Origin of the sequence: Burkholderia sp. AU6039 (assembly GCF_002223365.1) — a bacterium.
Taxonomy (GTDB): Bacteria; Pseudomonadota; Gammaproteobacteria; order Burkholderiales; family Burkholderiaceae; genus Burkholderia.
In genome coordinates, this window is the sequence record NZ_NKFK01000008.1 from 328134 (window position 1) to 343726 (window position 15593).

A 15593-nucleotide genomic window follows, 5' to 3' on the forward strand; every position below is an offset into this window, starting at 1 on the left:
GCCGACGCGCATGGCGCGTCGCTTTCCGAGGCAGGCAGTGGCTCGGATACAAGAGGCGGGGTAGCGATACTCGATCCCGCAAAAAAATCGGAGACAAATTTGCAACGCTGCAAAGGCCAGGGCCCGTTGGCGGGTCTCAGGGTGGTCGAGGTCGGCGGCATCGGGCCGCTGCCGTTCTGCGCCATGCTGCTAGCCGATCTCGGCGCCGACGTATTGCGAATCGACCGTATCGTGCCGTCGGACAGCGGTGTTTCGCTGGAAAGCCGGTTCGACCTGTTGCGTCGTAGCCGCCGCTCGATCGCGATTGATCTGAAGAATGGCGCGGCAGTCGAAGTGATCCTGCGCCTGGTCGAAAACGCAGACGCCGTCATCGAAGGTTTTCGTCCCGGAGTGGCCGAGCGGCTTGGTATTGGCCCTGACGACTGTCTAGCGGTCAATCCGAGGGTCGTCTACGGCCGCATGACGGGATGGGGGCAGGACGGCCCGCTCGCAGACGCGCCCGGCCACGATCTCAACTACATCGGGTTGACCGGTGCGCTCCATTCCATCGGCTCCGAAAACGGCCCGCCGGTGCCCCCGCTCAATCTCGTCGGAGATTTTGGCGGCGGGTCGCTTTATCTTGCGCTGGGCGTCGTCAGTGCGATGCTCGAGGCCCGGAGCTCCGGACAGGGGCAGGTGGTCGACGCGGCCATGGTGGACGGCTCCGCGTCGCTGATGACATTGATATACGGCATGCATGCCGGCAACGCATGGATCGACCGGCGGGGCTCGAATCGGCTGGATTCAGGTGCGCCCTGGTATCAGGTCTATGAAACGAGCGATGGCCGTTACATATCACTCGCATCCAACGAGCCGCGCTTCTATCGCGAGACGCTGACCCTGCTCGGCGTGGCCGACGAACCGCTTCCGAAGCAGCACGACACGGACGGATGGCCGCTGCTGCGCGCACGCTTTGCCGAGATATTCAGGCAGAAGACCCGGGACGAGTGGTGCAACCTCGCAGCCGGAACCAACGTGTGCATTGCGCCGGTGCTCTCATTGACGGAAGCACCGAAGCATCCGCACAACGTCGCACGAGCAACGTTTCAGGAAGTGGCCGGCGTGGTACAGCCTGGCCCGGCACCGCGCTTCAGCCGCACGCCAGGTGCGATCCAGAGGCCCCCCGCCCGGATCGGCGAGCATACGGACGAAGCGTTGCTCGACTGGGGGTTTGCTCAACATGAGATTGATGCGCTGCGCAATCGAGAGGCGATTCGGTGAGCGCGCGTGGACGATTCCAAAGATGAACGAAAAGGAGATGTGATGGAGGAGACAATTCATGATTCGCGTGTCGGAACGAAGATAGGTGGCGATCGGCCGTTGGCCGGCATTCGGGTACTCACCGTCGAAAACTTCATCGCGGCGCCGTTTGCTTCGATGTGGTTGGCGGATGCCGGCGCGGAAGTCGTCAAGATCGAGACGCGCGAGGGCGGCGATTTTTCCCGTAGCACGAATCCTGTCAAAAAGGACGCGGACGGCAAGCCGAGCGGCCTCGCCTTTTTACGGGCGAATCGAAACAAGAAGAGTGTCACGCTCGATCTCAAGCACCCGGAAGGCCGGCGCATCTTCACCGAACTCGCCGCGCAAGCCGATGTCGTGATCGAGAATCTGCGGCCGAACGTGATGGACCGGATGGGGCTCGGTTATTCGGACCTGAGCAAGATCAATCCACGCTTGATCTACGGCGCCATTTCCGGGTTCGGACACGACGACATACTGCCCAGTCCGTACGGTGACTTCCCGGCGTTCGATATCGTGGGACAGGCGATGAGCGGGCTGATGTATCGTCCCGAGCGGAGCGACGACCGACCGACCTATCTGGGCTTCTCGCTCGCCGATATCGAGTGCGGGATCCTGGCGCTCTATGGCGTCGTGCTCGCGCTTCTGCATCGGCATACGACAGGCAAGGGCAAAAAAATCGACATCTCGATGGTCGATGCGTCGTTGATCCTGAACGAAATCTCCGTCGCGATGTATTCGGCAACGAAGCGGACGTCGCCCCCCGGGGTACACGCAGTCACCGCGCCGTTCGGAACCTATCGTGCGAAGGACGGGTACATCGTCATTGCGGTACTGGGCGAACACATATGGAAGCGCTTCGCGGAAGTCATCGGCCGCCCGAATCTGCCGGATGATCCGAGATTTGCCGACGGCATGTTGCGCAAGCAGCATCTGGACGACCTGAATGTCGAGATCGACGCATGGCTCGCGGATCGATCACGCGAAACGGCACTGGCCGAGCTGCGCGCGGGCGGCGTGCCTTGCGCCAACGTGAACGACGTGCCGGACCTGTTCGAATGTCCGCACGTTGCTGCACGGAAGATGCTCATGACGCTCGACGACCCGGTATGGGGCCCCATTCAGGTGGCCGGCAACCCGGTCAAGATGTCGGATGTTCCGGAACCGGAAGCCAAGACGCCGCCGCGTCTGGGCGAGCACAACGCGAACGTCCTGCACGAGTGGTTGGGTATGGACGACGGTGAAATCGGAAAATTGCGGGAAATGAACGTGATCTGAATCCGGTAAACCGATGGCGCGTGCCCGCTTCGCACCGATCGTCTCATGCGCCGCACAACGTCGGGGCGACCTCGGCTTCTCGACTCCCCTGGGGATATGACCGATATCGCCGAGGCTGTCCCGGTCGCCTCTTCTTCGACTCCCAATTGACGCCCGATCACCCCCGGCTTAGTCTCTATGGCTCAATTCAGCAATCCAGCCGAGCGAGAAGACCAAGGAGAGGACATGGCCGGGCTCAGTCTCCACAATCTGACGAGACGCGTCGACCTTTTCACGTTGCGGTTGTTTCTCACCGTCGTGGAGGAGCAGCAGATGCGACGCGCGGCGGTGAGGGAGAACATCACGCCGTCAGCTGCGACGAGGCGGATCCAGGATCTCGAAGAGATTGCGGGCATCGACCTGTTCGAGCGATTGCCGACCGGCATGGTCCCGAGCGCTGCCGGCGAGGTGCTGGCCCGTCACGTGCGTTTGCTGTTCGAGAATCTCGACGTGATGCGGCGCGAGGTGGCCGAGTTCACCGAAGGCGTACGCGGTCATATCCGCATCGGCTCCACCAGCACGATCATCGTCCAGTTTCTGGCGCGCGAGATCGCCGAGTTCACGCGGGACTTTCCCTTCGTCGACATCGAGTTGCAAGAGGACGCAAATACCAACGTGGTGGGTGCCGTCGTGGCCGGCAAGGCCGACGTGGCGATGTTCTATGCCACCGACGACATCGACCGGAATGCGCTGGAGATCATCGAGTATCGTACCGATCGTCTCGTTGCCGTCGTGCCGAAAGGGCATAGCCTCGGGGAGCGCGCCAGCGTCACGACGAAGGATCTCATCGAGCAGAACGTGATCGGCATCTCGGCGACCACTTCGATGATGACCCAGCTGCGAAATGCAGCCGCCGCGCTGGGACGCGAACTGGATGTAAAGTATCGGGTCAGCACGATCGAGGCGGCTCGCAGCCTGGTCAAGGCAGGGCTGGGCGTGATGATCCAGCCCGAGAGCATGCTGCCGGTCGAGGACCTCAACAAGGTGACGCTCGTGGCGCTGGACGAACCATGGGCATTGCGCCGGCTCTGCATCGGGACGAGGCGTGGCGATTCACTGACGGCAGCAACGAGGGCGTTCGTTGCCCGGTTCACTGACTGATAGCGGCGGTTCCAATGACACGCAGCACCGACACTCGCGCGGTGCGGCGTGCTGTGCCGTTCGTGCGATGTCCCCTCACGATTTGCCCGGCAATATCTCCCACACCGCTGAATAAAGCATTTCCTTCAATAGGCCGTGTCGTCGAGACGGTATCGTCGCGACCGTCGACAAGACTAGTCGTGCTGCTTCCAATCGATGAATTCGTCCATCGGCACGTTGCCATATACCTGCCGTGCCTCGCGCGCACGGCGCTTTTTTTTATCACACGAAAGTTGATTCGAATCCGCCGAATCGCCGCTTCGAAATCCGTCACTTGGTCGATAAATTTCGCATCCCTATAGTGGGCGAGAAGATAAAAAAACCCGGTCGTGAACGGGAATTCGTGAGTAAAAAGGAGACAACGTGAACGCATCATCCATTCGGACTCGCAGCAGCCTGTTCGTAGTCGTCTTGTGCTTTCTAACGATCGCCGTCGACGGTTACGATCTCATCGTCTACGGCGCAACGGTGTCGTCCCTGTTCGCGGAGCCCGGATGGGGGTTGAGCGCATCCGGTGCGGGAATGATCGGGAGCTGGACACTGGCCGGGCTGATGCTGGGCCTGTTCGGCGCCGGCTCCCTGTCCGATCGCATCGGCCGCCGGAAACTGATCATGGCCGGCGTGCTCTGGTTTTCCATCGGTTCGCTGCTATGCGCAGTGGCTCATTCCCCGACGCAACTGGGTTTTGCCCGTTTCCTCACGGGCATCGGGTTGGGGAGTGTGGTGCCTTCGTCGGTGGCACTGAGTATCGAGTACGCGCCTCGCAATCGCCGCCAGCTGTATAGCGCACTCGCGCTGACGGGCTATGCGATCGGCGGCGTCGTGTGTGCGCTGCTGGCGATGTCGTTGCTGCAGAGTCACGGCTGGCGGGTGCTCTATGCCGCCGGCGCGGTGTACGTCGTCATCCTGCCGGTCATGTATTTTTTCCTGCCGGAGTCGGTCAATTTTCTGGTCGACAGCAATCGAATGGACGAAGCGCGAGAACTGGCGACCCGCTATTCGATCGATTTCGAGCGTGTCCTGGCTGACAGCGCCAGCCAGCGTCAGCTTCAATCCGCATCCAGCGAACTGCGCGGCTTCAAGCTCGCGATGTCGTCGGACTGGCGGTCCGCGGTGCTGCTGTTCGCGGTCGTGTGTTTCTGCGGCCAGATCGTCGTCTATGGAATGAATGTCTGGCTTCCGACGCTGATGCGCAAGGCCGGGTATCCGCTCGGATCATCGCTGCAGTTTCTTCTGGTGATGCAATTCGGCGCCGCCGTGGGCAATCTGTGTGGCGCGTGGCTGGCCGATCGTTTCGGATCCCGCAAGATACTGATTTCCCTCTTTGCCATTTGCGCAATTTCGTTGCTGGTCATGAGCCAGAAGCCGGATTACATCTGGTTGATGCTCGCCGTGTTCGGTTCAGGTCTGGGTTCGATCGGATCGACAACGCTCGGCTACGGCTACATTGCCGCGTACTTCCCCGCATCCTGCCGCGGCTCGGCCATCGGCACAGCCCAAGGTCTGGGGCGGATCGGCTCGGTGCTGGGGCCGATGATCGGTGGGTGGGTCGTCGGGTCGACCCTGGGACATCAGTGGAATTTCTACGTGTTCGCGATTCCGTCCGTGATTGCCGCCATCATGGTGACCCAAATACCGAAAAAGACGCGTGTAGACGTGTCGTTGGCGAAGGCCTGATCCGACGTTGCCGTCTCGACGCGCGGCCGCGCACGGCGGCGTATGCACGCCCCGTCGACTGCAGGCTCGGCGACAGGTGCATGCTCGGTAGCGTACCGCCGCCGGAATGATCGCGAACGTGCCCGACGATTCCAAAACAGGAACGTCGGGCACGTTTCATTTGGAGCGCGCGGCGGCCTCACGCGATCGAACATGACCGTCCCTCGAAGCAGATCGCCCGACGCGAAGGTGTCGCTTACCGTCTTCGCCATTTTCGAATTGCCGCTTCGAAAATGACCAGTTGGATCGCTTCCGACGTGGCCCTAACCTGAAGGTCATGACGAACAAGGCCGATGCGCGAGCAGACGCCACACAACTGGAGCGAAGACAAATGGCAAACTTTCTCGACGAATCGCAAACGATGTGGCTCGACACCGTGAACAAGTTCATGGACAACGAGATCACCGTCGAATACGTGCGCAAGTGCGACATGAATCGCGACTACCCGTACGAGGCGTACGAAAAGATCGCGAAGCAAGGGTGGCTTGGCATCCTGATTCCGGAAGCCGAGGGCGGCTCGGGCGGCGACATTTTCGACTACTCGCTGATGGCCGAAGGCCTCGGCAAGTTCGGCTTCGACTTCGCGTGCTCGGTGCTCGTGCCGACGTTCACCGCGATGAACATCATCAAGTTCGGCACGCCCGAACAGAAGAAAAAATACGTGCAGCCGTTCATCGACGGCAAGATCCGCTTCTCCGTGTCGATTTCCGAGCCCGATGCCGGTTCCGATGCGGCGAACACGAAGACGCGCGCCCGCCGCGACACCAACGGCGACTGGATCGTCAGCGGCCAGAAGCTGTGGTGCAGCGGCGCGGCGGCGAAGGACACCGTGATCGCGATGCTGGTGCGCACGAGTACCGAAGACAAGCACAAAGGCCTGTCGGTGCTGCTGATCCCGAACAACACGCCGGGGATGGTGATCAACAAGCTGCCGACGCTCTCGCGTCACGCGACCGGTACGACCGAGATATTCCTCGACGAGGTGCGTGTTCCGGGCGACGCGCTGCTGGGCGAGGAAGGGCAGGGCTGGAAGATCATCACCGAACACCTCGAGCTCGAGCGCTGCGCAGTGGCCGCCGCTTATACGGGTAACGCCCAGCAGGCCGTGACGACGGCGACGCGCTACGCGCACGACCGTATCCAGTTCGACCATCAACTGTACGACTTCCAGGTGATTCGCCACCTGCTCGCCGACTGCCAGACGAAGGTCGACGCGGCGCGCCTGCTCTGCTATCGCGCGGCGCGGATGGCGGCGGACCATGTGCCGTGCAGCCGCGAGGTGTCGATGGCGAAGCTGTATGGGTCCGAGACGCTGAAGGAGTGCGCGCTCGCCGGCATGCAGATCCTGGGTGGCTACGCCAACCTGCCGGAAGCCGACATGGAGCGCTACCTGCGCGAAAGCATTCAATCGACGATCGGCGGTGGCACGTCGCAGATCCAGCGCACGATCATCGCGAAATCGATGCGCCAGTAACGTCGTATCGCTTCATCCGAACGGAGCGCGCGGGCAGGACCGCGCGCCGTTACCCCGAATTCAACAGGAGACACCGTAATGAGCGTTATCAACAACAGCATCAACATTCCGCTCGACGAGCTGGAGGTGGGCACCAAGTTTCGTTCGCCTGGCCGTACCGTGACCGAGAGCGATGTCGTGATGTTCTGCATGTTCACGGGCAACTGGATCGAGATCCACTCGAACAAGGAATACGCGGAGAGAACGCGCTGGGGCGAGCGCATCGTGCAGGGCATGCTGACGTTCTCGCTGATCTCCGGCCTGCTGCAGTTCGGCCCGGCGATCCAGGCGAACTACGGCGTCGACAAGATGCGCTTCCTGAATCCGGTGAAGATCGGCGATACGGTCTACGCGAGCGCCGAAGTCATCGCCAAGAAGGAGAAGGACGACAAGTTCGGCGTCGGCACGATGCTGATCCAGGCATACAACCAGCGCGGCGAAGTCGTGCAGCGCAGCGAATGGAGCCTGCTGATGCTGCGCAAGCGCGCGGATCTCGAGGCGCTGATCGCTGAAGCGCAGCCCGAGTTCAAGGTCTGAGGAGCGCGGTCATGACTCCTCGTCCGGTTGCGGCGATCGTCGGCATGGGTGACGCCTATGCGTCACGTGCGAATCGCAAGGACCCGCTGCAGTTGGCCGCCGAGGCAACGCTCAATGCGCTTGCCGACGCGGGCATCCGCAAGGACCAGGTCGATGCGGTATTCACGGGACGCTCGCCGTGGGCCGACAAGCGTTCGCAGTGGAGCAACATCTTCATCTCGCACATGCAGATGCCGGTGACGCTCACGAGCGAGCTGACGATGCATGGCGCCGGCCTCACGTCGACACTCGCGATCGCGTCGCAGATGATCGCGGCCGGCCGCGCGGAATACGTGCTGTGCCTGCAAAGCGATGCGACCGAGCTGTTCGTCGACGCGGTCGCGATGGGCGCGGAAGCCGACGCGGACCCGCAGTTCGAAATCCCGTACGGCCCGACGATTCCGGCGTTGTATGCGCAGGCGGCGCAGCGCTACTTTCACGAGTTCGGCATCACCGAGGACGATCTCGCCGATGTCGCGATCGCGAATCAGCGCTGGGGGCGCCATCATCCGCACGCCGCGAAGGCGAAGTTCGGCGAGATCGATCGCGCGGCCGTGCTGTCGTCGCCGTATGTGGCGACACCGCTGCGCCGCTGGATGTGTTCGACGTGGGGCGGCGGCACGGGTGGCGCGCTGGTCGTGACCTCGCCGGAAAACGCGCGCAATGCACGTGATCCGGTGTACCTGCTCGGTTACGGATCGGCCACGACGCACGAATACCTGACCGACCGCATGAACATGCGTCGATGCAGGTTCGACAGTCTCGGCGCATTTCCGAACCTGACGACCACGGCAACGGCCGAGGCGGCGCGACAAGCGTATGCGATGTCGGGGCTGACGCCTGCCGACATCGACATGGCGCAGATCTCGGTGAACTTCGCGCACATGGGGCCGATCGTGATGGAGGATCTCGGTTTCGCGAAGAAGGGACACGGCATCGACCTCTATCGAGAAGGTCGTACGAGCGTCGACGGCGATCTGCCGACCGATACGAACGGCGGCTGGCTGTCGTTTGGTCAGCCCGGCATTTCTTGCAACATGGACAGCATCGTCGAGGCCGTTCGCCAGTTGCGCGGTGAGCCGCTTGGACTGGCGCCAACGCGCCGGCCGAAGACCGCGCTCGTGCAGGGCGCCGGAGGGATGCTCGCCGCGGGTGCGGTTCTGCTCCTGTCGTCCGAGACCTGATACCCGATCGAGAGGATCCCATGACGGAAACCCATTTGCCGAACAGCTGGCCGCAACCGTACCGGTTGCTCGATGCGCAGCCTTACTGGGACGCGCTGGCCGACGAAAAACTGACGTTCCAGCGCTGTACCGCATGCCGCGAATCGGTATGGCCGGCGCACTCTTTCTGCACGCACTGCGGTGCGAAGTCGCTGGACTGGACGCAGTCGTCCGGCCGCGGCGAGATCTATTCATTCAGCACGATCACGCGCGGGCCGACGCCGGTCTGGGCCGGCATCGTTCCGTACACCGTCGGCTTCATTCGCATGGACGAGGGCTATTTCCTGTTCTCGCAGATCGACGAAGCACCGGAGGCGATACGGATCGGTCAGCGTGTCGAAGTCCGGTTCGTGCAGCGTGGCGAACAGAAGTTGCCGGTTTTCGTGTTGTCGAAACAATAACGCTGACTGCGTGATCAGGCATCGCGCGTCGGCACGTGGCCGAGTCCGTATCGATGCAGCTCCGGCCGATGCCGCGACGACCTGATCGAGACATTGAAGTGGAGGAGCGACATGTTACGAGATCTACCGCTTTCGAACGTGGTGGTGGTTGAATTGAGCGACAGCGCGTCCGCGCCGTTCAGCGGGAAAATACTCGCGTCGCTCGGAGCAGAAGTATGGAAGGTCGAACGGGCGACGGGTGATTCCGCGCGCGGGTGGGGGCCAAGCATGTGGAAGGGCAGCGGCGCGGCCTATCATGCATTGAATCGCGGCAAGCGCAATATCTGCATCGACATCAAGGACAAGGAGCAGCTGGCGACCTTGCATCGGCTGATCGCCGAGCGTGCCGACGTATTCATTCACAACCTGCGGCCGGGGGCGGCCGCGGATTATGGGCTCGACGCAAACAGCCTGCGAATTACGAAGCCGGAGTTGATCTGCTGCGAGATCGGTGCATTCGGCCATGTCGGACCGATGAATACGCTTCCCGGTTACGACCCGCTGATGCAGGCGTTTTCCGGGATCATGAGCATCACGGGCGAAGAAGGTCAGGCACCGGTGCGAGCAGGGGTGTCGATCGTCGATTTCGGCGCGGGCATGTGGGCTGCCATGGGCATTCTGGCAGCGCTGTACCGGCGCCAGATGAAGCATTGCGGGGCGACCGTCAATGCCTCCCTGCTGGAGACTGCACTGGCGTGGATGTCAGTCGGCATCGCGAACTACAACGCCGACGGCGAACCGGGTGGCCGGCATGGGTCGGGCGTCGCGTTTATCGTGCCGCACCGTGCGTTCGCGACCGCGGATGGCTTCCTCATCGTGAGTTGCGCGAACGATCCGCTCTTCGCGCGGTTGTGTGCCGCGCTCGACCATCCGGAATGGGCGACGGACGAGCGGTTCGCGACGAACGCGGGGCGCCTGAAGAACCGCGCCGAGATCGACCGCCTGATCGGCGACCGGTTGTCGACGGGAACGCGGGAGTTCTGGACGGAACGGTTGCAGGCCGCCGGAATTCCGGTTGCGCCGATTCAGACGACCGCGGAAGTGCTGGCGCACGAGCAGACGCAGGCGCTCGGCATCATCGAGAAGCCGTCGGACGACGAGATCGGTATCGTCGGCCTGCCGCTTTCGTTCGACGGCAAGCGCTCCCCGCCGCTGCATCTGGCGAAGGATACCGGTGCCGACAATTCGCTGCTCGACAGTCTGCTGAAGGTCAGTCATTAGCCGCCTTTCCCGAGGCAGAAAACGATGCGGCATGGCGGATACGGTGCCGTTCGAGTCGTCTGTCGACGCTTGATTCGCCCGCCAGCCATGCGATTTGCGTCGGGTTGGCGGGAGCATTTATTGACGTACCGGACAGATGACGTTGGTGTACGATCAGGGGCAACGTCAGTCGACGAGGAAGCACATTTCGCTGCCATCGATGCGTTATCGTGGTGAGGCGTTCGAGAGTGGAAGTGCACGCCGTGTGACATGACGCCTGACAACGTCATGAAGACGTGCACGTGAGGAGACATGAGTACATTCAACCGATTGCACCTGATTCGTCAGGTGGATTTGTTTACGCTGAAGCTGTTCGTGTCGGCGGTTGAGGAGCAGCAGATCGGCCTGGCCGCGATCCGGGAGAACATCGCCGCATCCACTGCAACCAAGCGTATTCAGGATCTCGAAGATATTGCCGGCGTAAAACTTCTCGAACGAGGCCCGAAAGGCGTCTCGCCCAGCCCGGCCGGTGCAGTACTCCTGCGCTATATCCGCAAGATTTTCGACGATCTGGACGATATGCGATCCGAGATCGCGTCCTTTACAGACGGCATGCAGGGCGAGCTGACGATCGCATCCGCACGGTCGATCATCGTTCCGTTTCTTTCGCGCGAAGTCGGCGAGTTCAGTCGGGAATACCCGCTCGTCGAACTCGTGATGCAGGAGCTCGAGAATGCCGAAATCGTGCAGGCCGTTGTTCGGGGCGAAGCCGATGTCGGGGTGTTCGCCGCGACACACGAGCTGGACCTCGGCGGCGTCGATGTCACGCCGTACCGGGAAGACCGGCTGATTGCCGTCGTCCCGAAGGGGCATCGCCTGAGCGAGCAGGCCAGCGTGACCTTCAAGGATCTCCTGCCCGAGAATGTCATCGCCGTCACGGCGATGCTTGGGGCGGTACGTGCGGCCACGCGGCGGCTGGGCGAAGAGTACAAGCCGCGCTACAGCGTCCGGAGCGCCGGTGTTGCAGTGAGTCTGGTGCAGGCCGGGTTGGGCGTCACGATTCAACCGGAATGCCTCGTCAGTCATGAACTGTTCAGCCGGGTTGCCGTGCTGGAATTGGCCGAACCATGGGCGTTGCGACGCATTCATATCGCCACGGCGCGCGGCCGAGACCAGAATCCGATCGTTCGCGCGCTGATCAAGCAACTGCTGGACCGGCCCCGCGACTGAGTGGCCGCGTCGGTGCTGGATGGCCACGTTCTCGCACTTTCGACCCGGAAATCACCACGACAGACAAGGAGACGCTACGATGCAGCCCATTGTGCTTGGCAGGTTGGAGATTCAGAAGGTTGTCGAGATGGAAACGAGCCTTCCGATCGAAGTGCTGTTTCCGGGCGTCACTGCAGGCGACCTTTCGCGGCTGAAGGGCTGGTACTGGGACGATGTGCTTTCGCTCGATCCGGCTCAAGCGGGGTGCGGCCTGAGCATGCACAGTTACCTCGTACGTTTCGGCGGAAAGACGATCCTGATCGACAGTTGCAACGGGAACGACAAGGATCGTTCGACCGAAGCCTTTCATCGGCTGAATACGCCATGGCTCGACCGGCTGCGGAAACTCGGCATTGCTCCGGAAGATGTCGACATGGTCATGTGCACGCACCTGCACGTGGATCATGTCGGCTGGAACACGCGTCTCGACAACGGGCGCTGGGTACCGACGTTTCCCAATGCGCGCTATGTCATGAATAGGCGCGATGTCGACCATATCAGTTCGCCGAGCACCGATGCGATGATTCGCGAGCCGTGGCTCGATTCCGTCTCGCCGGTGATCGATGCCGGGCAGGCCGATCTCGTCGACGGAGACGAGGTCATTCTCGGGAAGGTCGGTGACGGCATGTGGCTGCGGCCGGCGTATGGCCACTCGCCCGGCAGCTGCATGATCCAGGCTTGCTGCGGCGGTTCGCCGGCGGTGTTCTCCGGCGACGTGGTGCATCATCCGGTTCAACTGATCCGTCCGGATCTTCATTTCGCGTATGACTGGAACGGCGATCTGGCGGAACAGGTGCGCATCGCGCTGCTCGAGGAAATCGCGGGAACCGATACGATGCTTTTCCCGGCCCATTTCAGGTATGGATCGGGCGGGCACGTCGAGCGGGATGGCGACAAGTATCGCTTCCGCTTCACCCAGGTCTGATGAGTCGGTCCCGTACGCCGGTTCATCGAGTGGTACCGATGCCCACTTGATTCGTATCGGCGTACGGCGTCAGACGAAGGCGGGTTTGACGCCGTCGGTTCCCGGTTTGTTGACGCCCACGTTGCCGCGCATCAGCTTGTCGGGATGTTCGACGAGCTCGGTAACCAACGCAGCGACGCTTTTGCGCGAAACCTCGGTTCCCTTGAACGGTTCGTTCCGTGCCGTGACCTCATAGGCCACTTCATCGTTGTCCTGAAGCCAGGCCGCGCGGAGGATCGTGTATTCCGAGTCGGAGGCTTCGATCAGATCGGCAGACCTGCGATAGGGTGGCAGATACTGCCCGATCTCCCGACGGTTCCACTCGCCGAATTCGCCCGGTACTTCATCGTAAATGCCGAGCGAGTTGATGAAGATCAGCCGTTTGACGTTCTTGGCTTTCATGGCAGCCAGGATATGTTCGGTCTGGGTATCCACGTCACCGGCCAGGTTGGCATAGACGATGTCTTGTCCTTCCATGATCCGCGGCAGGAGTTTCTTGTCCAGTACGTCGCCGATTACGACGCTCGCGTTGGCCGGCTCGTTGCCGGCCAGTTTCTTGGGGTCGCGGATGAGGAGGGTCTGTTTGACGTCCTTTTTCTCGCCCAGCATCTGTACGACCCAGCGCGCGATCTGTCCGCTGGCGCCGAGGATCAATACCTTGGTCATGGTGTTTATTCCGGATTGGGAAAGTAGGCTTCGCGCGAGAATGCAGGAGCATGGTCGACGAGCGTGACGAAACCTGCGCACGAGCGGCCGAGAGGCCGCGGGCGCCTCCACGCGTGAAACGTGGGGCAACGACGCCAGGGAGACGCGTGTCGGCTCCCAGGCGCGAGACGTGGCAATCGCGGCGACGGGATTACAGGTTTTCCTTGTAGAACGGGACCAGCTTGGCCAATGCCTTGCCGACCGGCTCGGGCTTGTCGTACAGGTCGTAGTGCGACCAGCCTTCGACCACCACGAGCTCCTTCTTTTTCGACGCCGCGCGACCGATGATTTCGCAGCCGTCGCGGTATGCGCCGAAGGCACCGACCTTGTCGCCTACCACGACCATCAGCGGCTGGGTGAGCAGGGTTTCACACAGATGGAACGCGTCCCAGCCCACGGCGACCGCCTGGTGGGAAAACAGCGAGCGGTTGACGCCGTTCGGCGCGCGGCCGCGGTCCGAACGGTAGTATTCGGTCGCACCATACAGGTCGACTTCCGTGAGACCGGCTTCCTTGGCAGCTTCGGGCGACGGCGGCAACAGGTCGTCCACCCGCAGGGCTGCACCGCGCGCTTCAGCCGTACGTTGCTTGGCCATTGCCTCGAGTGCGGCAATGGGGTTGTAGTTGCTGAAACCTTCACGCATCAGGCGACCATAGTTGGCGCCGGTGACCGTGCCGACCGCCTTGATGCGGCGCTCGGTCATCGCTGCATTGATCGAGTAGCCGCCGCCACCGCAGATGCCCAGCACGCCGATACGCTCTTCGTCGACGTACGGAAGCGTCACGAGATAGTCGCAGACCACGCGGAAATCCTCGACGCGCAGCGTCGGATCTTCGATGTAGCGGGGTTCGCCGCCGCTGTCGCCCTGGAAGCTGGCGTCGAAGGCGATGACGACGAAACCTTCCTTGGCCAGCGCCTCGCCATACACGTTCCCCGATGTTTGCTCCTTGCAGCTGCCGATCGGATGCGCGCTGATGATGGCGGGATATTTCTTGCCTTCGTCGAAGTTCGGCGGGAAGTGGATGTCGGCTGCGATATCCCAATACACATTCTTGATCTTGACGCTTTTCATGACAGCTCCGTTCAGGGAAGGGGGTAAGTTCGCCAGGCCGAATCGTGGGTAGCCAAGCGGCAACGACTCGAATATAGAGAGCCGATTGGAATTCCGTAAGATCGCAATCTGGACTACAGTGGTATCTTCAAATTGACAATGGCACCTGCATGGATCCCTCACTGCTTCCGTCTCTCGCGTGGTTCGCCCATGTCGCACATCATCGTAGCTTCACGAAAGCGGCTGCGGAAATGGGGGTTTCTCGAGCGAACCTGTCGCAGAACGTGAAGGCGCTCGAACGCCGGCTGAACGTCAAGCTGCTGTATCGAACGACGCGCGACATGTCGCTGACCGAAGAGGGGCAGCGGCTCTACGAGGTGTGGTATCCCGCGCTGGTCGCGGTCGAGCGGACAGTCGACGCGTTACATGAGGCGCGCGACGAGCCGTCGGGGTTGATTCGTATGAATACTTCGCGTGTCGCGGCGAAGACATTGATCGAGCCACACTTCGAGGAGTTCAGCACCCGCTTTCCGAGACTGGGTCTCGAGTTGGTGATGGATGACGGTCTTGCCAACATCGTCGCCGACGGGTGTGACGTTGGTATCCGGATCGGTGAGAGCCTCGCTCAACACATGGTTGCCGTGCCGATAACGCCGAATCTGGAGATGGCGGTGGTCGGCACGCCGGCCTACTTCAAGCGCTACGGCAAGCCGGTGACGCCGACCGATCTGGCGCAGCACAATTGCTTGCGCTTTCGGCAAGTGAGTGGCGCGATTCATCCGTGGGAATTTACGTCGCCGGAAGAGTCGGGCCACAGTTTCATGGTGGAGCCGCGGGGCAGCATTACCACCAATGACGACGACGGGATGATCCGCGCGGCGTTACAGGGTGTCGGACTCATCCAGCACATCGACATCGCCGTGCAGCAACATCTGGATTCCGGCGCACTGGTGCGTGTGTTGCACGCGTGGTGCAAGCCCTTTGCGGGCTTTTATGTCTATGCGCCGACCCGCGCGCAGATGCCGGCCAAGGTCAGAGCGCTCATCGATTTCCTGGTGGAGAAGCGCGAGGCGATTGTTGCCTCCCGCGCCAGATAGGCTGAGCGGCGTTCGATGCCGGCGAACTTTCATGTTTTGACGTATTGCATCCATGGGCCTCGCCGGCCCGTTGACGCACGGGGTACAGGGCAGCTGTTTTTCGG

At 61.8% G+C, this 15593-nt stretch carries 14 protein-coding genes; 12 read left to right on the forward strand and 2 right to left on the reverse strand.

All coding sequences use genetic code 11. From position 1 onward, the window contains the following. The first annotated feature begins 99 nt into the window (after positions 1-99). From CFB39_RS37130 to CFB39_RS37180, 11 genes are all read left to right on the forward strand, one after another. On the forward strand, positions 100-1260 hold the full coding sequence (locus tag CFB39_RS37130; RefSeq protein WP_089476770.1) for a CaiB/BaiF CoA-transferase family protein: 1161 nt from the start codon (positions 100-102) through the stop codon (positions 1258-1260). A 6-nt stretch (positions 1261-1266) separates the two neighbouring features. Beyond that, positions 1267-2556, forward strand: a complete 1290-nt coding sequence (locus CFB39_RS37135) for a CaiB/BaiF CoA-transferase family protein (protein WP_256991554.1) — start codon at positions 1267-1269, stop codon at positions 2554-2556. Between the two features lie 225 nt (positions 2557-2781). Further along, the gene (locus CFB39_RS37140) at positions 2782-3696 is read left to right on the forward strand and encodes a LysR family transcriptional regulator (RefSeq protein ID WP_089476772.1); all 915 of its coding nucleotides are present in this window, start codon (positions 2782-2784) and stop codon (positions 3694-3696) included. A gap of 402 nt (positions 3697-4098) precedes the next feature. After that, positions 4099-5412: an aromatic acid/H+ symport family MFS transporter gene (locus CFB39_RS37145; protein ID WP_039341342.1), complete on the forward strand. Its 1314-nt coding sequence runs from the start codon at positions 4099-4101 to the stop codon at positions 5410-5412. Positions 5413-5782: 370 nt separating this feature from the next. Continuing rightward, positions 5783-6925 carry an acyl-CoA dehydrogenase family protein gene (locus CFB39_RS37150; RefSeq protein ID WP_089476773.1) on the forward strand — a complete coding sequence of 381 codons (1143 nt, stop codon included), beginning with the start codon at positions 5783-5785 and terminating at the stop codon, positions 6923-6925. 78 nt (positions 6926-7003) lie between these two features. Beyond that, the gene (locus CFB39_RS37155; protein ID WP_039341337.1) at positions 7004-7501 is read left to right on the forward strand and encodes a MaoC/PaaZ C-terminal domain-containing protein; all 498 of its coding nucleotides are present in this window, start codon (positions 7004-7006) and stop codon (positions 7499-7501) included. An 11-nt stretch (positions 7502-7512) separates the two neighbouring features. Beyond that, positions 7513-8724: a thiolase family protein gene (locus tag CFB39_RS37160; protein WP_039341334.1), complete on the forward strand. Its 1212-nt coding sequence runs from the start codon at positions 7513-7515 to the stop codon at positions 8722-8724. Between the two features lie 20 nt (positions 8725-8744). Further along, the gene (locus CFB39_RS37165; protein WP_089476775.1) at positions 8745-9164 is read left to right on the forward strand and encodes a Zn-ribbon domain-containing OB-fold protein; all 420 of its coding nucleotides are present in this window, start codon (positions 8745-8747) and stop codon (positions 9162-9164) included. A gap of 111 nt (positions 9165-9275) precedes the next feature. Continuing rightward, a complete protein-coding gene (locus CFB39_RS37170; RefSeq protein WP_039341329.1) occupies positions 9276-10424 on the forward strand; it encodes a CaiB/BaiF CoA-transferase family protein in 1149 nt (382 codons plus the stop codon). A gap of 291 nt (positions 10425-10715) precedes the next feature. After that, on the forward strand, positions 10716-11633 hold the full coding sequence (locus CFB39_RS37175) for a LysR family transcriptional regulator (RefSeq protein ID WP_039341326.1): 918 nt from the start codon (positions 10716-10718) through the stop codon (positions 11631-11633). Between the two features lie 79 nt (positions 11634-11712). Further along, positions 11713-12597 carry an MBL fold metallo-hydrolase gene (locus CFB39_RS37180; protein ID WP_089476776.1) on the forward strand — a complete coding sequence of 295 codons (885 nt, stop codon included), beginning with the start codon at positions 11713-11715 and terminating at the stop codon, positions 12595-12597. A gap of 69 nt (positions 12598-12666) precedes the next feature. Here CFB39_RS37180 and CFB39_RS37185 read toward each other — a convergent pair whose 3' ends face one another. Both CFB39_RS37185 and CFB39_RS37190 read right to left on the reverse strand, forming a co-directional pair. Further along, positions 12667-13302, reverse strand: a complete 636-nt coding sequence (locus CFB39_RS37185; RefSeq protein WP_089476777.1) for an SDR family oxidoreductase — start codon at positions 13300-13302, stop codon at positions 12667-12669. A 190-nt stretch (positions 13303-13492) separates the two neighbouring features. Beyond that, complete coding sequence (locus CFB39_RS37190) at positions 13493-14413, reverse strand: alpha/beta hydrolase (protein ID WP_089476778.1); 921 nt, start codon at positions 14411-14413, stop codon at positions 13493-13495. Between the two features lie 149 nt (positions 14414-14562). On the opposite strand from CFB39_RS37190, the gene CFB39_RS37195 reads away from it, so the two are divergent. Beyond that, positions 14563-15489, forward strand: a complete 927-nt coding sequence (locus CFB39_RS37195) for a LysR family transcriptional regulator (protein ID WP_089434254.1) — start codon at positions 14563-14565, stop codon at positions 15487-15489. Positions 15490-15593: the final 104 nt, after the last annotated feature.

Excerpts from the sequence above, each read along its gene's own strand:
- CFB39_RS37155 (WP_039341337.1), top strand. The coding sequence starts at position 7,004 with ATGAGCGTTATCAACAACAGCATCAACATTCCGCTCGACGAGCTGGAG.
- CFB39_RS37150 (WP_089476773.1), top strand. The coding sequence starts at position 5,783 with ATGGCAAACTTTCTCGACGAATCGCAAACGATGTGGCTCGACACCGTG.
- CFB39_RS37175 (WP_039341326.1), top strand. The coding sequence starts at position 10,716 with ATGAGTACATTCAACCGATTGCACCTGATTCGTCAGGTGGATTTGTTT.
- CFB39_RS37190 (WP_089476778.1), bottom strand. The coding sequence starts at position 14,413 with ATGAAAAGCGTCAAGATCAAGAATGTGTATTGGGATATCGCAGCCGAC.
- CFB39_RS37185 (WP_089476777.1), bottom strand. The coding sequence starts at position 13,302 with ATGACCAAGGTATTGATCCTCGGCGCCAGCGGACAGATCGCGCGCTGG.
- CFB39_RS37180 (WP_089476776.1), top strand. The coding sequence starts at position 11,713 with ATGCAGCCCATTGTGCTTGGCAGGTTGGAGATTCAGAAGGTTGTCGAG.
- CFB39_RS37195 (WP_089434254.1), top strand. The coding sequence starts at position 14,563 with ATGGATCCCTCACTGCTTCCGTCTCTCGCGTGGTTCGCCCATGTCGCA.
- CFB39_RS37170 (WP_039341329.1), top strand. The coding sequence starts at position 9,276 with ATGTTACGAGATCTACCGCTTTCGAACGTGGTGGTGGTTGAATTGAGC.
- CFB39_RS37165 (WP_089476775.1), top strand. The coding sequence starts at position 8,745 with ATGACGGAAACCCATTTGCCGAACAGCTGGCCGCAACCGTACCGGTTG.
- CFB39_RS37140 (WP_089476772.1), top strand. The coding sequence starts at position 2,782 with ATGGCCGGGCTCAGTCTCCACAATCTGACGAGACGCGTCGACCTTTTC.
- CFB39_RS37160 (WP_039341334.1), top strand. The coding sequence starts at position 7,513 with ATGACTCCTCGTCCGGTTGCGGCGATCGTCGGCATGGGTGACGCCTAT.